Annotated in this window: 15 protein-coding genes; 5 read left to right on the top strand and 10 right to left on the bottom strand. The window is 64.9% G+C overall.

Annotation, left to right across the window (positions count from 1 at the left end):
• Positions 1-26: 26 nt before the first annotated feature.
• The 6 genes from ACCQ08_RS03415 to maiA all read right to left on the bottom strand — a co-directional run bounded on the left by ACCQ08_RS03415 (position 27) and on the right by maiA (position 4,486).
• Positions 27-530: a GNAT family N-acetyltransferase gene (locus ACCQ08_RS03415; RefSeq protein WP_369459305.1), complete on the bottom strand. Its 504-nt coding sequence runs from the start codon at positions 528-530 to the stop codon at positions 27-29.
• A gap of 82 nt (positions 531-612) precedes the next feature.
• Entirely contained in the window at positions 613-1,041 is a 429-nt protein-coding gene (locus ACCQ08_RS03410) for a PaaI family thioesterase (RefSeq protein ID WP_239811953.1), read from the bottom strand.
• 112 nt (positions 1,042-1,153) lie between these two features.
• The gene (locus ACCQ08_RS03405) at positions 1,154-2,467 is read right to left on the bottom strand and encodes a type II toxin-antitoxin system HipA family toxin (protein WP_373448905.1); all 1,314 of its coding nucleotides are present in this window, start codon (positions 2,465-2,467) and stop codon (positions 1,154-1,156) included.
• A 29-nt stretch (positions 2,468-2,496) separates the two neighbouring features.
• Positions 2,497-2,808: a helix-turn-helix transcriptional regulator gene (locus ACCQ08_RS03400; RefSeq protein WP_312835791.1), complete on the bottom strand. Its 312-nt coding sequence runs from the start codon at positions 2,806-2,808 to the stop codon at positions 2,497-2,499.
• Positions 2,809-2,936: 128 nt separating this feature from the next.
• Positions 2,937-3,818, bottom strand: a complete 882-nt coding sequence (locus tag ACCQ08_RS03395; RefSeq protein WP_373448904.1) for a polyphenol oxidase family protein — start codon at positions 3,816-3,818, stop codon at positions 2,937-2,939.
• Positions 3,815-4,486: a maleylacetoacetate isomerase gene (gene maiA / locus ACCQ08_RS03390; protein WP_312409077.1), complete on the bottom strand. Its 672-nt coding sequence runs from the start codon at positions 4,484-4,486 to the stop codon at positions 3,815-3,817. The genes ACCQ08_RS03395 and maiA overlap by 4 nt, the downstream gene beginning before the upstream one ends.
• A 191-nt stretch (positions 4,487-4,677) precedes the next feature.
• Here maiA and ACCQ08_RS03385 point away from each other — a divergent pair, with 191 nt between their 5' ends.
• The 3 genes from ACCQ08_RS03385 (at position 4,678) to ACCQ08_RS03375 (ending at position 6,634) form a co-directional block, all read left to right on the top strand.
• Positions 4,678-5,376 (top strand): fumarylacetoacetate hydrolase family protein, encoded by a 699-nt coding sequence (locus ACCQ08_RS03385; protein WP_373448903.1) that lies wholly within the window; start codon positions 4,678-4,680, stop codon positions 5,374-5,376.
• An 86-nt stretch (positions 5,377-5,462) separates the two neighbouring features.
• Positions 5,463-6,074, top strand: coding sequence for an NUDIX hydrolase (locus tag ACCQ08_RS03380; protein WP_373448902.1), 612 nt, complete (start codon positions 5,463-5,465; stop codon positions 6,072-6,074).
• 14 nt (positions 6,075-6,088) lie between these two features.
• A complete protein-coding gene (locus tag ACCQ08_RS03375; protein ID WP_373448901.1) occupies positions 6,089-6,634 on the top strand; it encodes a hypothetical protein in 546 nt (181 codons plus the stop codon).
• A 109-nt stretch (positions 6,635-6,743) separates the two neighbouring features.
• Here ACCQ08_RS03375 and ACCQ08_RS03370 read toward each other — a convergent pair whose 3' ends face one another.
• The 4 genes from ACCQ08_RS03370 to smc all read right to left on the bottom strand — a co-directional run bounded on the left by ACCQ08_RS03370 (position 6,744) and on the right by smc (position 14,610).
• Complete coding sequence (locus ACCQ08_RS03370) at positions 6,744-7,508, bottom strand: hypothetical protein (RefSeq protein WP_369459308.1); 765 nt, start codon at positions 7,506-7,508, stop codon at positions 6,744-6,746.
• Positions 7,509-7,678: 170 nt separating this feature from the next.
• A complete protein-coding gene (gene ligA, locus ACCQ08_RS03365; RefSeq protein ID WP_373448900.1) occupies positions 7,679-9,772 on the bottom strand; it encodes an NAD-dependent DNA ligase LigA in 2,094 nt (697 codons plus the stop codon).
• A gap of 154 nt (positions 9,773-9,926) precedes the next feature.
• The gene (locus ACCQ08_RS03360; RefSeq protein WP_239811943.1) at positions 9,927-11,060 is read right to left on the bottom strand and encodes a cell division protein ZipA C-terminal FtsZ-binding domain-containing protein; all 1,134 of its coding nucleotides are present in this window, start codon (positions 11,058-11,060) and stop codon (positions 9,927-9,929) included.
• Positions 11,061-11,082: 22 nt separating this feature from the next.
• Entirely contained in the window at positions 11,083-14,610 is a 3,528-nt protein-coding gene (smc, locus tag ACCQ08_RS03355; RefSeq protein WP_373448899.1) for a chromosome segregation protein SMC, read from the bottom strand.
• A gap of 341 nt (positions 14,611-14,951) precedes the next feature.
• Between smc and ACCQ08_RS03350 the strand changes: the two genes are divergently transcribed.
• Positions 14,952-16,493, top strand: a complete 1,542-nt coding sequence (locus tag ACCQ08_RS03350) for a YdiU family protein (RefSeq protein ID WP_373448898.1) — start codon at positions 14,952-14,954, stop codon at positions 16,491-16,493.
• Positions 16,490-16,900 (top strand): peptide-methionine (R)-S-oxide reductase MsrB, encoded by a 411-nt coding sequence (gene msrB, locus ACCQ08_RS03345; protein WP_373448897.1) that lies wholly within the window; start codon positions 16,490-16,492, stop codon positions 16,898-16,900. Before ACCQ08_RS03350 ends, msrB begins: the two co-directional genes overlap by 4 nt.
• The last annotated feature ends 18 nt before the right edge of the window (positions 16,901-16,918 follow it).

Here is a 16,918-nt window from a genome sequence, read left to right as displayed (position 1 = left end):
CATCCCCATTTTGGGCTGCCTGCTTGTCATAAAGCGGCGCTTTCCACGGCCTGGCTCTTGCCCGGGTAGAGCATGGTCAGGTGGGCAATGCCATCTTCCAGATAGGGCTCGGAGACAACCTCGAATCCGCAGCCTTCGTAGAACTTTTGCAAATAGGCCTGCGCGCCAATACGGATGGCCGAACCGGGCCAGAGACGGTCCGTCTCCGCCATCGCGTGGCGCATCAGCTCCCAGCCAGCGCCGGTGCCGCGCATGGCCTGCATGACGGCTACGCGGCCAATCGAAGGCTCTGCATAGGCCAGGCCCGGGGGCAGCACCCGGACATAGGCTTGCAGCACGCCTTGCGCATCACGCCCCAGCAGGTGCCAGGCGTCCTGGTCCTTGTAGTCCAGGTCCTGGAAGGCGACCTGCTCGGCAATAAAGACCTGGCAGCGCACATGCAGCAGGTCATACAGCTGCTGCAGAGTGAGGGCCGAAAAGGGCTGGAAGGACCAGCTCAGCTGGTCTACCGTCGAAGAAGGCTTTGGCATGTTCTGTCCATCTATCAAAGGCCTGGCGACAGTGGCCACAGGCCCAGCTGCGCTACAGCGCAGCATTGCGCGAGCGCGAGAATCAATCCGTCTTGATCTGCTTTTTGGCCGCCTGCAAGGACTGCACGACCTCCGGCATCACATATTTGAAGGTACCCGTGGCGTGGCTGCACAACGCGCCCTGCTCGTCATACAGCCAGGCCTCACAAAAGGCCATGCGGCTGCTGCGCGAGAGCAGCTTGCCCTTGGCCACCAACGCGCCTTTGGCCGGTGCCATGAAGCTGGTCTTCATCTCGATCGTGACTGCGCCGCTGCCAGGGATGGCACTGCGCGCCGCATGGGCCATCGTCACATCGAGCAAGGTCATCGAGGCCCCGCCATGCGTCACCTCATAGCTGTTGAGGTGTTCGGGCCGGGCCTGGTAATGCAGTTCCGCCTCGCCGTTCTCCCAGCGGTGCAAGCTAAAGCCCAGGTGATTGACAAAGGGGATTTCGACTTCAAAGGGCAGCACAGCACAGGCTCCAGCAACAGGCAAGCGTGGAGCATACCGCTTTTGCGCGCCATCCTGGGGCAAACCCTGACATACAAGCGACAGCCCGTCGGGCAATACGCCCGCTGCCGCATTAGAGCGCGGCGATAGCGACCCCGCCGCGCAACCGCTGCTGCACCACGCCGGCCATGCCTGCCGGTGCCTGGGCCAGCAACGCGGGCCAGCTGCTCTGCGCCTGCTGCACCACCTCCTTGAGCAGGCTGATATGGCGCGGCACCCGCAGAAGACCGGCGGTCTTCAGCAGTGCCGCCACATCGTCCCAGCGCAGCGCCCGCATGCTGCTGTCAATGGCCTTGTTGACGGCGTACTGCTGCGGCGCCGAGCCCTCAAAGAAGGCGGCGACGCAGACACAGTCGTAGACCGGCGCCAGGCGCGGCCGCCGCCCATCGGGGTACACGAGCGCCCAGTTCTTCAGGTGGGCGTCGGTGTTGCCCATCAGGATGGCCGCCACGGTACGGGCCAGGAACTCGCGCGTGTCGGCCACCGGCTGGGGGCTGAGGCGATCGAGAACGCGCAGCATCGTCGGCCAGTCCTGCTGCAGGCCCTTGCCATACTTGTGGCGTGGTGCATAGCCCAGGGCCTGGTTGAACTCCTCCATGTGCACACGGGAGCCGTCGGGCAGGTGGTCAAAGCGCTGCACGGCCAAGATCTCGTCAAACGGCAGGTGTTCGGGCAGATCGGCCTGGGCGCGGCTGATGATCTGCGCGTCAGCCGTCGTCAGCCCCACGGCCTGGCACAGCTGGTAGCAGCTGTACTCGTTGGCAACCAGATCGGGATGCTGGGTGCTGGGGAGCTTCAGGATCACACTGCCGGCCGCGCCCCGGCGGCGCACCGTGTAGCGCCGGCCGTCTTGCACCGCGCTGAACTTGGTGACGATGCCCGGCAGCGATGCGGCATCGGCCACCGGAAACTCGACAAAACCGGGTTCGAGCACATCCAGGCCTTGCGAGGTATGCCAGTGGCGCACGACGTCCGGGATGGCTTCGTCGCGCGGCACCGGCTCCACTTCCAGCGCGCCCATCAGGTCGTGGCCGGCAGCGGCCAGCAGTTCAAACTCATCATCGGGCGAGCAGCCCCGCTCAGCGGCCAGGCGCTGGCGGTTATGGCCCTCGGGCAACAGGTTCTGAAAGTAGACCGGCCAGCGCCCATCGGTACGCACGAGCCGGGCGTCACGCGCGGCACGCAGGATGCGCTGGGTATCGGCTTCGCTGGCACCCTGGTAGCTGAGCGACAACAGGGGCCGCTGGGGGTCGGCGATATAGCTGTCCTCGAACGAGACCCGCAAGATGTCGCCGTACTGGGACAGATAACCAATCGCCCGCCGCCCGCCGCCCATGCTGGCAGGCAGATGCATGTACAGACGCAGGTAGCGGATGGAAGTGCTCATTGCGTGCCCCGCTTGCGCTCAGACAGGCGTCAGGGATGGCGGCCCGCCAGGCTGTCCACCACCGAAGGAGGCGCTTCCGCACCGGTGGGCTGCCCTAAAAACTTGCCGCCCGACTGGATAAAGGCCTGCAGCGCGGGCAGCAGATCCGCCGGCACGGCCACCAGCTGCATGCCCAGCACCCGGGCCATCTCGGCCACCGTCGAGTAGCGCGGGTCCACATCACCCGTTTCGGTGCGCTGCACCGCCATGCGCGACAGCCCCGCCTGCTCGGCCAGTTGGGCCTGGGTCAGTTGCTGGGCTTTACGGGCTGCCACCAAGGTGGCCATCAAAGGGGTAGTCATGCTGCATATTCTACTCTTTATTAAATAAATGAGTAGATTAGACTGCATACCAGGCACATTGAAGATGCGAGAAGCACCCATTGTTAAAACCGGGTACTTTAAAAATCAACCGCCTCAGATGCCCGCACCTAGGCCACCCAAATGCAAGCGGCAAAACGGCCGGTGCCTCCGGTCGGCGATCCATCGCGGCGGTGCGAGAAAAAGCGCTCTGGGTTGGCGACGGTGCACCAGTCCTGGCTGCCGTCGTTGCCAAACAGCTCGGCCAGCCCCATGCGCTGCAGCCGGTGGCGCGCCAGACCGCTCAGGTTTGCAAAAAACTTGCCCGGTTTGCCGGGGGCAAACAGCGGCCCGCAATCCGGATCCGCATCCACAAAGGCGGCCCGCACCTCGGCCCCCACCTCAAAGGCTGGCTGGCTGATGCAAGGACCCAGCCAGGCGATGGTCTGCGCGGCAATCTGCGCATCGCTCAGGCCCGCCTGGCCCGCTTGCAGCCGCACGCGATCAGCGTATGCCGCAAAACAGTTCTCCAGCACCCCCAGGCCGCCCTGCCCCAGCAAACCGCGCCAACCAGCATGGGCGGCGCCCACCACCGGCAGCTGCTGGTGGCAGAACAACACGGGCAGGCAATCGGCCGCCATCACGGTGCAACCCAGACCCGGCACATCGCTGACACTGGCATCGGCCGGCTGTTCATTCCCGCCGCCCTCGCCCAGCACCTGCACATGGGTGCCGTGCACCTGGCGCACAAACACCGGCTGGCGAGGGGGCGCGTTGTCTGCACCGCGGCCTGCCTGCATCTCCAGTGCCTGCATGGCCTCGGCCAGCAATTGCCTGTTGTTCTGCACATGGGCGGGCACATCGCCCACATTGAAGCTCAGGTTGGTGGTGCCGAACAGGCCTTCACTGGTACCGCCCTGGCGGGTCGTACACAGCGCAAACACGCCGGGTGGCGTGGGCCACTGGGGCAGCAGCCAGTCTGCCGGAAAACGGGAACGGTCAACGGCGCTCATGGCTGGGCATCCGGGCATACGCCGGGCTGGGCTTGTTGCACCGCATCGGTCGCGAAGGCAGTGTCATAGGCCGCCATGGTCAGCGGCAGACCATCGAGGCTGACCTTGAAGCGCTGCGCATTGAAGATCTGTGGGACCAGCGCGCAGTCGGCCATGGTCAGGCTGTCGCCCCAGCAAAAACGCGATGGCGCCAGGCCCTGCGCCTGGCGCTCGGCCGCCAGCAGCACCAGTTGGCGCTCAAAGGCCTCCAGCCCGGTGCGGCACCAGTGCTGGTACCACTGGGCTTTTTCCGCATCGCTGTGGCCCAGCTCGCCCGTCAGGTAGGCCAGCACCCGCAGGTTGTTGATCGGATGGATCTCGCAGGCCACCTGCAGCGCCAGAGCGCGGATGCGGGCACGCGCCAGCGCATCGCCTGGCAGCATCGAGGGGGTCTGCGGGTAAGTTTCGTCCAGCCACTCGATCACCGCCAGCGACTGGTTCAACCACAGTCCATCATCGGTCTCGAGCGCCGGCACCAGCGCATCGCCAACATGGCTGGCAAAGGCGGGCTCGCGGTGCTCAGCCTTGACCAGGTGCACCGGCAGGTAGTCATAGGCCAGGCCCTTGGCCTGCATCGCAATGCGCACCCGGTAGGAGGCAGAGGAGCGGAAATAATTGTGCAGCTTCATGGCGACCGAGCATAACGCAGGGCGCTGCGGCCGCGAATGAGCCAGTCGCCGGCATGACAGCTGTCGCTGTCTGGCATGCCAAGACCAGCAACAGCCCGTGCGGAGAGCCTGCAAAGCAAGGTGTTTTGCCGCATAATTTTTGGCACCGCTTCAACCGGGCGGTATTTCTCCGCCTCCAACCAAAGTCCAGCATGAGCCAATACGTCATTCCCCCAGCCGCGCCAACGAGCGTGCCTGTCCAAGGCAGCGACCAGCTGTTCCCCGTGCGCCGCGTCTACTGCGTGGGCCGCAACTATGAAGATCATGCCAAGGAAATGGGCTTTACCGGCCGTGAGGCGCCCTTCTTCTTCATGAAGCCCGCCGATGCGGTGGTGCCTGTCGCCACCGGCAGCACCGGCCAGATCGCCTACCCAAAGCTCACCAGCAACCTGCACCACGAGATCGAGCTGGTGGTGGCCATCGGCAAGGGCGGCAAGAACATTGCTGCAGCCGATGCGGCTGCGCATATCTGGGGCTATGGCGTCGGACTGGACATGACCCGCCGCGACCTGCAAAACGACATGAAAAAGCAGGGCCGCCCCTGGGAGATCGGCAAGGCCTTTGAAGGCAGCGCGCCGATTGCAGCGCTGGTGCCCGCCGCCCAGGCCGGCGATATCAACAACGCCGACATCTGGCTGAAGGTCAATGGTGTGGAGCGCCAGCACAGCAATGTGCAAAAGCTGATCTGGAACATTGCCGAGACCATCGAAGTGATCTCGCAAGCCTGGGAGCTGCAAGCCGGCGACCTGATCTTCACCGGCACGCCTGAAGGCGTGGCCGCCGTGGTCAAGGGCGATGTGCTGGAGGGCGGCGTGACCGGCCTGCCCGCGTTGAAAATCGAGCTGGTGTAATACCAGGACAACGCGCCACCCACTGCGGTGGCGCTTTTTTTCGCCCGTTGCCGCGAGCAACGCGGGCTTGACGCACAATAGACCGCATGACCTCTCGCGCCCCCGTTGATTATTGCCGCCGCTGCGGCACCAAGGTTGAGCACCGCCTGCCCGATGACGGCGATACCAAGATCCGCGCGATCTGCCCGGCCTGCCATACCGTCCATTACGAAAATCCGCTGAACGTGGTGGGTACCATTCCATACATGGATGACAAGGTGCTGCTGTGTCTGCGCAATATTGAACCGCGCAAAGGCTACTGGACCTTGCCAGCCGGCTTTATGGAGCTGGACGAAACCACCGGCCAGGGCGCCGAGCGCGAGACCGAGGAAGAAGCTGGCGCCGACATCACGATGGGCCCGCTGTTCTCGCTGGTCAACGTGCCGCATGTCGGGCAAGTGCATCTGTTCTATCTGGCACAGCTCCAAAGCACCACATTCAACCCCGGCTGGGAAACCATGGAGGCCCGTCTTTTCAGCGAAACCGACATTCCCTGGGACGATATTGCCTTTCGCACCGTCAAGGTCACCCTGCAGCGCTATTTCGAAGACCGCAGGCGCGGTGCATTCGGCATCCATGTGATCGATCTGGAAACGCCGCCCGGCCCCTTGGTACCGCCCCAGCCGGCCGAAGCCTCCGCTGTCCCGACCGTTTCCTGACTCAAGTGCCTCCCATGACCTCTTACTTTGCCCGCACCTCCTCGGCCCGACGCCGCCTGCTTGGCGGCCTGCTCCTGCCCGCCGTGGCGGCCGGCAGCGCCTGGCTGCCCAGTCTCGCGCACGCCGCCAAACTGCAAGACCTGGCACTGGCGCTGGTCGAGAAATACAAGCTAGGCCACAGCCTGCCCCAAGTGGGCTTGCAGATTGCTGCCAAGTCGCCCGAATACCAGGCCTTGATCGACAAGATGGGCCAGCAGCAGGCCGGCCAGGCCATGATTGCTGCCACGCGCTCGGTCGCGGCGGACTACCAAAAGCGCTGGGACACGCAGCTGGCTACCGCCTATGCGCAGAATTTCAACGAAGCGCAGCTGCAATCGCTGCTGGACCAGGGACCCCAGTCGCCCCACGCCCAGCTGATGCAAAACAAGCAAGCCGACATCAACCGCATGATGCAGCAATCGAGTTCGGCCATGCTGCGCGAGATGATGGCTAAAGCGTATGCCAAAGCACAGCAACCTGCAGCCGCCCCCAGTGCGCCTGCCAAAAAACAGAAACCCTGACGCTGACGAGCGCAGGGCCCGCCGGGCCCATGCCCCCCCGTCGGAACCCCCTAAAAAGGCCGTACCCCCTGCGCAGGAGGTACGGCCTTTTCATCGCTCGTGTGTGCGGTCAGCGGCTGTCGCGCTTGGCCTGCGCCGCCTGGGTGCGGGACTGGCCACTGGCCTGGATCTTCTTGTTGACCGGCTTGGCTTTGATGGGGTTGCCCCGGCTGGCCGCTGCTGGTTGTGTCGTGGGCACGGCCCCTTGTGCTGCAGCCGTTGCGTTGCCGGCCACTTTCGGAGTGTTCGCTGCGGTCTTTGACGCTTTGGCTGGAGCCGCAGACGACGAGGCGGTTTTCTTCACAGCGGCCTTGGAGGCAGCCTTGCGAGCGCCGCTGGCTTTCTTCACTGCAGCGGCTTTGACCGCCTCGGCAGGGGATGCCTTGGTGGCGGACTTGGCCGCTTTCTTGCGGGGAGCAGCTGCTGCGGTTGTCTTGGCCGCAGCAGCGGGCTTTTTGGCAGCGCTCTTTGCGGGCGCGGGCTTGCTAGTTTTCACAGCGGCGGTCTTGGCAGCCGCTTTCGTGGCATCGGCCTGTACCTTGGCGAGGCGCTCTTCGAAACGGCCCAGCACCTCCTGCATGACATCGGCCTTCACTTCGGTGCGGTTGTTGTCATTGCCCGCGGGCCGACGCGCAGCCGCTGGCCCTTTCTGGGTTTTCACCGTCTGGCGCTGGTAGAGATCGCGGTACTTGGCGCGCAAGGTACGGGTGCGGGTGATTTTGCTGCTGAGCTGACGCTCGGTCAGCTCCTTGATCGCATTGGCACGGCTGGCTTGGAACAGCTCCAGCTCCGGCTTGGTCAGCAAGGTCTGAACTTGTCTCAGGGTATAGCTCACGGCATCTCCTCTGCATAAAAAAAGCAGGGCCGCCGGATGGCAGCCACTGGCGTTTTTCATCGTATTGACATCTGGCAGGCGCCGATGTCGGAGAATGTCCCTATCCCTGCTCCGTGTGGCGCGAGATAGCAAGCCAGTGCAGCGCCATCGCGCTCCAACCTTCCGGCAACTCAAGGCGCTCCATTTTGCAAAAGCCGCAGCATCGCAGCCTCGTCCAGCACGGTCACTCCCAGCTCCTGCGCCTTGCTCAGTTTGCTGCCGGCATCGGCGCCGGCCACCAGGTAATGGGTCTTCTTGCTGACCGAGCCAGAGACCTTGGCGCCTGCAGCTTCCAGCAGGTCCTTGGCCTCATCACGGCCCATGGTGGGCAGCGTGCCGGTCAGCACCACCGTCATGCCGGCCAGGATCTGCGCGGGCTTTTCGGCAGGCACCGCTTCGTCCCAGTGCACGCCCGCAGCGCGCAGCTGCTCAACCACTTCGCGGTTGTGTGGCTGCGCAAAAAAGGTGTGCAGGCTGTTGGCCACCACCGGCCCCACGTCATTCACCTGCAGCAGCTCTTCGACCGACGCATCCATGATCGCGTCCAGCATGCCAAAGTGCTTGGCCATGTCCTTGGCGGTGGATTCGCCCACATGGCGGATGCCCAGGCCAAACACAAAGCGCGCCAGTGTGGTTTTCTTCGACGACTCCAGCGCGGCCAGCACATTCTGTGCGGACTTCTCTGCCATGCGCTCCAGGCCTGACAAAGTCGCAATACCCAGTTTGTAGAGGTCGGGCAGGCTGCGGATCACACCGCTGTCCACCAGCTGATCGACCAGCTTGTCGCCCAGGCCTTCGATATCCATCGCGCGGCGGTGCGCGTAGTGCAGGATCGCCTCCTTGCGCTGCGCCACGCAGAACAGGCCACCGGTGCATCGGTGGTTGGCCTCGCCTTTCTCGCGCACCACGTCGCTGCCGCAGACCGGGCATTGGCTGGGCATCGAGAAATTGGGCACATACTGCGGGCGCACGCCAGGCACCCGTCCGGCGACCTCCGGAATCACATCCCCGGCGCGGCGCACGATGACGTCGTCACCAACGCGCACCCCTTTCTTGCGGATGTCGAACACATTGGACAAGGTGGCATTGGTGACGGTGACGCCACCGACAAACACGGGCGCCAACCGGGCCACTGGCGTGAGCTTACCGGTGCGGCCCACCTGGACCTCAATGCCCTCCAGACGCGTGACCATCTCCTGGGCCGGGTACTTATGGGCCACGGCCCAGCGCGGCTCGCGGCTGACAAAGCCCAGCTCCAGCTGCAGCGCGCGGCTGTTGACCTTGTAGACCACACCGTCGATCTCGTAGCCCAGGTTGGCACGCTCGGCGCCCATGCGCTGGTGAAACGCAACCAGCTCGTCGGCGCCCTTGGCCACACAGACCTGGGGCGCGACCGGAAAGCCCCAGGCGCGCAGCTGCATCAGCATCGCGTAGTGGCTGTCCCACTGCATGCCGCCTTGGGCCACCGGCGTGACCTCGCCCAGGCCATAGGCAAAGAAGGACAGCGGGCGCTGGGCGGTGATGTTCGAATCGAGTTGGCGCACTGCGCCGGCTGCCGCATTGCGCGGGTTGACAAAGGTCTTGCCCCCAGCGGCCTCCTGCTTGCGGTTGAGGGCATCAAAATCATCGCGGCGCATATACACCTCGCCGCGCACTTCCAGCACCGGCGGCACCGCGGCATCGGCGCGCAGCTGCAGCGGTATCTGGCGGATGGTGCGGATATTGTGGGTGACGTCCTCGCCCACTTCACCATCGCCGCGCGTGGTGGCCTGCACCAGGCGCCCCGCCTCGTAGCGCAGGTTCATCGCCAGGCCATCAAATTTGGGCTCGGCCACATACTCGACCGGCGGGTCACCGGGGTCCAGGCCCAGCTCCTTGCGGATGCGCGCATCGAAGGCTTGCGCGCCGCTGGCTTCATTGTCGGTTTCGGTGCGGATGCTCAGCATCGGCACCGCATGGCGAACCGGGGTCAGCCCCTCGAGAATGGCGCCGATCACACGCTGCGTGGGCGAGTCCGGACTGTGCAACTCGGGGTGGGCCTTTTCCAGCGCTTCGAGCCGCTGGTAGACCCGGTCATACTCGCCATCGGGCACCGTGGGCGCGTCTTGCACATAGTATTCATGCGCCCACTGCACCAGTTGCGCGCGCAAGGCCTGCACCTCGGCAGCAGCATCCTGCGGGGTACCGCTGGCGGGCGAGGCAAAAAGATCAATATTCTCAGCCATGTGGCTTGACTCCGAAAATCTGGCAAAGCGCGGGGCCCTGCCTGGTCTGATGCCTGCGACTATACGGCCAAAGCCGCATCGCCATCGCGTAAACAGCAGCAGCCAGAATGCAAAAAGGCTGCACCGGCAGCCTTTGCGAAAAAAGGTACGCGGCTTAGCTGAAAAGGCGCCGTGCGGCCAGCGAGCCGGCGGCCAGATCGCGCAGTTCGAGCTGGTCGTAAAGGTTCTCCAGATCCTGCGCGATCGGGTCGACCACCATGATCGGCAGCGGCGTGCCATTCTGGTCGCAGATGACGCCGTCCATCTCTGCGCAAAGCGCTTCGGCGGCGGCGCGCATCTTGTCGAAAGGCTTTTCGCTGCGGGCCACATGCGGTACATCCAGGCTCAGCAGCACATCGCGCAAGGCGCTGGCCTCCGGGTCGTCGGCCAGTGCCGCCTGCGCGTCGTAGGTCAGCGCCAGGATCGCGGGCATCTGCTCGATGCCCGAGGGCATCACCATGCGGCCAGGGCCTGCCGGCACAAAGCCATGCTTGGCCGCCACCTGGGCCACATAGCCGGGACTCCAGGAGGCGCGCTTGGCGCGCAGCATGAAGGCCAGCTGCGCATCATGCTCGCTCGCAAAGGCGTCGAGCTCGCGGGCGCGGGCCACTTCCTGCAGCATGTCGGGCGTGTCGTACGCCGCACCGATACTGTCGGCAAACTGCTGGACCTTGGTGACGAATTCGGAAAACTCGATCTCGTTCATCGGGCCATGGCGGTTGGCCAGCTGCACGCCGGCCTGAAAACCGGTGTAGCGGGCACCGGCGCGCGGCAGCTCCCAGGTCTGGCTGGTTTCATTCAGGCCCTCGATGTTGAAGGCCTTGTTGCCTGCGCGAAAGCTGCTGGGCATCGCCGCAATCGCGGCATTGCCCGAGACAATGCCGTCCGTATGAATGGTGGCAATCGCATCAGTGAGGGGATCGAGAATCTGCTGGCGGTCGCCCAGAAAGGTGCCAGGGTTGCCGCTGCGCGCCACCGCGCCTGCACCAAAGGCATCGGCGCTGTGACCGCTCAGGCGGGGGCCCTGGCCGCCCAGTTGGGCGTCGAGGACCGGGTCACCGGTGGCTGCCGATGCGGCACGGCCATCAAAGCCGGGTTCGTAGCGCAGCTCGGAGTCGCCGCTCTGGCCGGGCTCCTCGGGCCGGGGTTTCTTGGGCTCGTTGCGGCGCGCCGACCAGGTGTTGTAGGCGATGTACAAAACCAGAATGACCCCAAAGGTGATCACCAACGCCAGTTGAAAATTACTCATACGTTTTCGTTCTAAAAATCTATCACGCCGAATCCGCCATCGACAACGCAGACTCCATATCCACAGCCACAATGCGCGAGACGCCCTGCTCCTGCATTGTCACACCAATCAGTTGCTGCGCGATCTCCATCGCGATCTTGTTGTGGCTGATGAAGAGGAACTGCGTGCCCCGGCTCATCGAGGCGACCAGCTTGGCGTAGCGCTCGGTGTTGGCATCGTCCAGCGGCGCGTCCACCTCATCGAGCAGACAGAAGGGCGCCGGGTTGAGCTGGAAGATCGCGAACACCAGCGCAATCGCGGTCAGCGCTTTCTCGCCGCCAGAGAGCAGGTGGATGGTCTGGTTCTTCTTGCCGGGCGGCTGCGCCATCACCTGCACACCCGAGTCCAGAATCTCGTCGCCGGTGATGATCAGCTTGGCCTGCCCGCCACCAAACAGCTCCGGGAACATGCGGCCGAAGTGGCTGTTGACGGTGTCGAAGGTGCCGGAGAGCAGTTGCCGGGTTTCGGCATCGATCTTCTTGATGGCGTCTTCCAGGGTCGTCATGGCCTGGGTCAGGTCTTCCATCTGCGAGTCGAGGAAGGTCTTGCGCTCGCGGGCATGGTTCAACTCATCCAGGGCAGCCAGGTTGACGGCACCCAGCGCTTCGATCTCGCGGTGCAGGCGGTCGATGTCGCCCTGCAGACCGGTCAGGCGCACCTGCCCATCCTTGACCGACGCGGCGATGACCTGCAGATCCGCCTGGGCCTCCTGCAGCAAAGTCGTGTACTGCTCCAGGCCCAGTTGCGCGGCCTGCTCCTTGAGCTTGAACTCGGTGATGCGGTCGCGCAGCGGCTGCAGCTCGCGCTCAAACTGCTGGCGGCGCTCATCGCTGCTGCGCAGCCGGGCCGTCAGGTCATCGTATTCGCTGCGGCGTGCGGCCAGGTCCTTTTCGCGCTCCATCTTGAGGTTCAGCGCATCCTGCAGACCCCCCTGCGCTGCCGCGTCATTGAGGCGTTTTTGCTCTTCCTGCGCGCGCAGCTGTTCGTCTCCGAGCGCCTTGGCCTGCTGCATCGCCGTTTCCATCGTTCGGTGGAGCTCGGCGCGGCGCGCTTCCATGCTGCGCTGACCAAACACCGCTTCCTGCGACTGGCGCTCGAGCGCGCGCAGCTGCTCGCGGGCGCTGGCCAGCTTGCGCTCGGACTCGTAGACGGTTTCATCGAGCTGGGCATGGCGCTCCTGGCTGTCGGCCAGCTGCATGTCCAGCTCTTCAAAGCGGGCCTCGGCCGCAATCCGGCGCTCCTGGATCTCTTCGAGCTGCTGCACCACTTCGCCCAGGTCGGTATCGATCTGGGCCGCGCGGGCCCGGGCCTGCTCGGCCAACTGGGTCAGGCGCAAGGTCTCCACCTGCAGCTCATGGGCACGGTTGCGGGTCTGGGCAGCCTCCGCACGCACCGCCACCAGGCGCTGAGAGGCATCGGCATAGGCGCTCTCGGCACGCACCAGCGCGTTGCGCGCCTCTTCGCCGATCAGCGATTGGGCGCGCAGCTCCTTTTCCAGATGCTCGATTTCCTGGGCCCGTGCCAGCATGCCGGACTGCTCGGAGTCCTGCGCATAAAAGCTCACGCTGTGCAGGCTGACGGAGTGGCCGGTCGGCACAAAAATGGTTTCGCCGGCCTGCAGACGGCTGCGCTGGGCCAGCGCCTCGTCCAGGCTCGGGCAGGTGTAGCAGCCGCAGAGCCAGTCGACCAGCACGGCACGCAGGCCGGCATCATGCACACGCAGCAGGTCGGACAGCTGCGCCAGTTTGCCCGCAGGGGCAGCGGCTGGTGCTTGCGGCACGCTGTAAAAGGCCAGGCGCGCCGGCGGTGCATCCTGGGCACCGGCGCCCAAGAATCCGCGCACCATATCCAAGCGGCTGACTTCCAATGCCGCCAGCCGCTCGCGCAGTGCAGCTTCCAGTGCGTTTTCCCAGCCCGGCTCCACCTGGATGCGGCTCCACAGGCCTTGCAGGCCATCGAGCCCATGCTTGGCCAGCCAGGGCTGCAGCTTGCCGTCGGTCTTGACCTTTTCCTGCAGCGCCTTGAGGGCATCGAGCCGCGCCGACAGATCGGCCTGCTTGGCGCCTTCCTGGTTCACCTGCTGCTGCTTGCTGCGCCGCGCTTCGTCGAGCTGGGGCACACTGTCCTGCAGCTCCAGCAGCCGCCCTTCGGCGATCTCGGCGGCCTCGGCGGCTTCCTCGTTTTGCTGCTGCAGGTTGGCCAGGCGGGTCTCGTCGGGCGCGGCCATCGCATTGCGGTCGCTGCGCAGGCGCTCGCTGCGTACCTCCAGGCCACGGCTTTGTTCGTTCAGGCTGCGCTGCTCGGCGGCCAGCACCTGGATCTGCTGCTGCACCTGGGTGACGGAGCTGCGCTGCTCATTGGCGCGCTGCTGGGCCAGGCGCAGCGCTTCCTCCATATCGGGCAGTTGCAGGTTTTGCTCTTCAAGCTGCGCCGCCAGCATCTCGGCGCGCTCTTCCGCATCCATACCCTGACCAGCCAGGTTTTCCAGCTCGGCCTCGGACTCGTCCTTGCGTATCGTCCACTGCGCAATCTGCTCGGCCAGTTGCACCAGGCGGTTCTCCACCCTCTGGCGGCCTTCGACGACATAGCGGATTTCGGCCTCCAACCGGCCTACTTCAGCGGTGGCTTCGTACAGCTTGCCCTGCGCCTGGTTGACCGTGTCGCCGGCGGCATAGTGCGATTGGCGGATGGTTTCCAGGTCCGCCTCGACATGGCGCAGGTCGGCCAGGCGCGACTCCAGGTCATTGACGGCCTTGAGGCCCTCGATGCGCACCTTCTCCTGCTCTTGCTCGGCATCGCTGCGCTTGAGGAACCACAGCTGGTGCTGCTTCAGGGTGGCGCTGGCATTGAGCGCGTTGTATTTGGCGGCTACCTCGGCCTGCTTTTCCAGCTTGTCGAGGTTGGCATTGAGCTCACGCAGAATGTCTTCGACCCGGGTCAGGTTTTCGCGCGTGTCGTTGAGGCGGTTTTCGGTCTCGCGGCGGCGCTCCTTGTACTTGGAGACGCCGGCTGCTTCTTCCAGGAACAGGCGCAGCTCCTCGGGGCGCGACTCGATGATGCGGCTGATGGTGCCCTGGCCGATGATCGCGTAGGCACGCGGGCCCAGGCCGGTGCCCAGGAACACATCCTGCACATCGCGCCGGCGCACCGGCATGTTGTTGATGAAATAGCTGCTGCTGCCGTCGCGCGTGAGCACCCGCTTGACGGCGATTTCGGTGTACTGGCTCCACTGGCCGCCGGCGCGGTGGTCGCTGTTGTCAAACACCAGCTCCACACTGGAGCGGCTGGCCGGCTTGCGGTGCGTCGTGCCATTGAAGATCACATCCTGCATCGACTCGCCGCGCAATTCACTGGCCTTGGACTCGCCCAGCACCCAGCGCACCGCATCCATGATGTTGGACTTGCCGCAGCCATTGGGGCCGACCACGCCCACCAGTTGCCCTGGCAGCATGAAATTGGTGGGCTCCGCAAACGATTTGAAGCCAGCAAGCTTGATGGAATTGAGGCGCACAGTGCTCGTTTTCTCTTGGATGGGCGGCAATCACCTGCGATGCGCTGTCGCACACCGGCCGGCCCGCGCAAAACAGGGCTGGCCAGGCATGCCGGGCAAGTGCCGGATGGCCCAGGGATCTTTTCTGATGAACCAAGCGGTAGAACTCAGGCCGACATAATACCGTGCCCTCCCGGCCCACCAGAGACAAAAGCGCAGCGTGCGGCGGTTTTGCGCCCGGGGCAGGGTCAAATAATGTTGCGCCGCCGCACTGGATCGGCCCAAGAAGCCAGACTTGGTATATAGACACAGCGCCACCCGGGGAAAGCCGCAAGGCAGACAATGGCTGCATGGATTCAAGCATGTCTTCCCGCCCGGCTGCCGCCGCAGGCCCCGCATCCACGCCTGCAGCAGCCGATTCTGCATTGCAGCCCGGTGCCCAATGGCACAACGGCTTTGCCGGTCTGCCCCCGGTCTTCTATACGCGTCTGCAGCCCACACCGATGCCGGCGCTGGCGATGCACGCCCGCAATGACGCGCTCGCCCAGCAGATGGGCCTGCGCCCCGAATGGCTGAGGGGCAGCGAAGCCACCGAGGTGCTGGGCGGCAATGCGTTGCTGCCGGGCATGGATGCGCTGGCCAGCGTCTACAGCGGCCACCAGTTTGGCCACTGGGCCGGGCAGCTGGGTGATGGCCGGGCCATACTGCTGGGTGAGATCCGCTCCCCGGCGGCCCCGCAGGGGCTGGAGCTGCAACTCAAAGGCGCAGGCAAGACGCCCTATTCCCGCATGGGAGACGGGCGCGCGGTGCTGCGCTCGTCGATCCGCGAGTACCTGTGCAGCGAAGCGATGCATGGCCTGGGCGTGCCGACCACGCGAGCGCTGTCGCTGGTGACCTCGCCGCAGCCGATTTACCGCGAGACCGTGGAAACCGCTGCCGTCGTCGCCCGCGTAGCACCCAGTTTTGTGCGCTTTGGCCATTTTGAGCATTTTGCGGCCCGCGATGACCAGGACAGCCTGCGCAAGCTGGCGGACTATGTGGTGGAGCGCTACATGCCGGATGTTGCCCAACACGCCAGCGGCAGCGCCGAGCGCTATGCCGCGTTTTTGGCTGAGGTGGCCGAGCGCACCGCACGCATGATTGCGCTGTGGCAGGCCCATGGCTTTTGCCATGGCGTGATGAACACCGACAACATGAGCATCCTGGGCCTGACGATCGACTACGGCCCCTTCCAGTTTCTGGACCACTACGACGCCAACCACATCTGCAACCACAGCGATACCGGCGGCCGCTATGCCTTTGCCCGCCAGCCGCAGGTGGCGTACTGGAACCTGTTCTGCCTGGGCCAGGCGCTGCTGCCGTTGATCGGCGACGAAGCCACCACCCTGGCCGCGTTGGAGCGCTACAAAACCGCGCTGGAGCCTGCGATGCAGCGCGCGCTGGGCGCCAAGCTGGGCCTTGACCCTGCCCACAGCACGGCGCCCGAAGCCGTGGCCGGCGTGGTCAACCCCTTGCTGGCGCTGATGCAGCAGCACCGCACCGACTACAGCCTGTTCTGGCGCGCGCTGTCGCAAGCGGTGGCCGATGACAGCCTGCCGGCGCTGGCCCATTGGTTCGATGGCGATGCCGCGTTTGAGACCTGGCGTGAGCAGTACCAGGCGCTGCTGCAGCCCGGCGATGCGGCGGCCACCGCCGCACGCATGTTTGCCGCCAATCCCCGCTATGTGCTGCGCAACCACCTGGGCCAGCAAGCCATTACCGCCGCCCAGCAGGGCGACTGGGCACCGTTTGCCCGCTTGCAAACCGTGCTGGCGACACCATATGCGGAGCATCCGGGCTGCGAAGACATGGCCGCCCTCCCGCCCGACTGGGCGCAACATATCGAAATCAGCTGTTCATCATGAGCTTTCCTGTCCAAAAATCGGATGCCCAATGGCAGGCCGAACTCGCATCCAAACACGCCGAACCAGTGGCCTACCAGGTCACCCGGCATGCCGCTACCGAACGCCCGTTTACCGGCAAGTACGAGGCCCACTGGGCTGATGGCAGCTACCACTGCATCTGTTGCGGTGCCAAGCTGTTTGACAGCGGCACCAAGTTTGATGCTGGCTGTGGCTGGCCCAGCTTCTCCGAAGCCATTCCCGGCGCAATCCAGGAAAACGTGGACCGCAGCCATGGCATGGTGCGGGTCGAGACGGTCTGCGCCCAGTGCGGTGCCCATCTGGGCCACGTGTTCCCGGACGGCCCCCAGCCTACCGGCCTGCGCTACTGCATGAACTCGGCCGCGCTGGACTTTGAAAAGCAGGAATGACCCCAGGGCGCAGCAGGC

Origin of the sequence: Comamonas sp. SY3, from assembly GCF_041730275.1 — a bacterium.
Lineage (GTDB): Bacteria > Pseudomonadota > Gammaproteobacteria > Burkholderiales > Burkholderiaceae_C > Comamonas > Comamonas sediminis.
This window is presented reverse-complemented; position numbering and strand designations above follow the sequence as displayed.

Bases quoted from the DNA above. Each gene is read 5' to 3' on its own strand.
- ACCQ08_RS03415 (WP_369459305.1), bottom strand. From the start codon at position 530: ATGCCAAAGCCTTCTTCGACGGTAGACCAGCTGAGCTGGTCCTTCCAG.
- ACCQ08_RS03380 (WP_373448902.1), top strand. From the start codon at position 5,463: ATGACCTCTCGCGCCCCCGTTGATTATTGCCGCCGCTGCGGCACCAAG.
- maiA (WP_312409077.1), bottom strand. From the start codon at position 4,486: ATGAAGCTGCACAATTATTTCCGCTCCTCTGCCTCCTACCGGGTGCGC.
- ACCQ08_RS03405 (WP_373448905.1), bottom strand. From the start codon at position 2,467: ATGAGCACTTCCATCCGCTACCTGCGTCTGTACATGCATCTGCCTGCC.
- ACCQ08_RS03400 (WP_312835791.1), bottom strand. From the start codon at position 2,808: ATGACTACCCCTTTGATGGCCACCTTGGTGGCAGCCCGTAAAGCCCAG.
- ACCQ08_RS03385 (WP_373448903.1), top strand. From the start codon at position 4,678: ATGAGCCAATACGTCATTCCCCCAGCCGCGCCAACGAGCGTGCCTGTC.
- ligA (WP_373448900.1), bottom strand. From the start codon at position 9,772: ATGGCTGAGAATATTGATCTTTTTGCCTCGCCCGCCAGCGGTACCCCG.
- ACCQ08_RS03360 (WP_239811943.1), bottom strand. From the start codon at position 11,060: ATGAGTAATTTTCAACTGGCGTTGGTGATCACCTTTGGGGTCATTCTG.
- ACCQ08_RS03375 (WP_373448901.1), top strand. From the start codon at position 6,089: ATGACCTCTTACTTTGCCCGCACCTCCTCGGCCCGACGCCGCCTGCTT.
- ACCQ08_RS03395 (WP_373448904.1), bottom strand. From the start codon at position 3,818: ATGAGCGCCGTTGACCGTTCCCGTTTTCCGGCAGACTGGCTGCTGCCC.
- msrB (WP_373448897.1), top strand. From the start codon at position 16,490: ATGAGCTTTCCTGTCCAAAAATCGGATGCCCAATGGCAGGCCGAACTC.
- ACCQ08_RS03350 (WP_373448898.1), top strand. From the start codon at position 14,952: ATGTCTTCCCGCCCGGCTGCCGCCGCAGGCCCCGCATCCACGCCTGCA.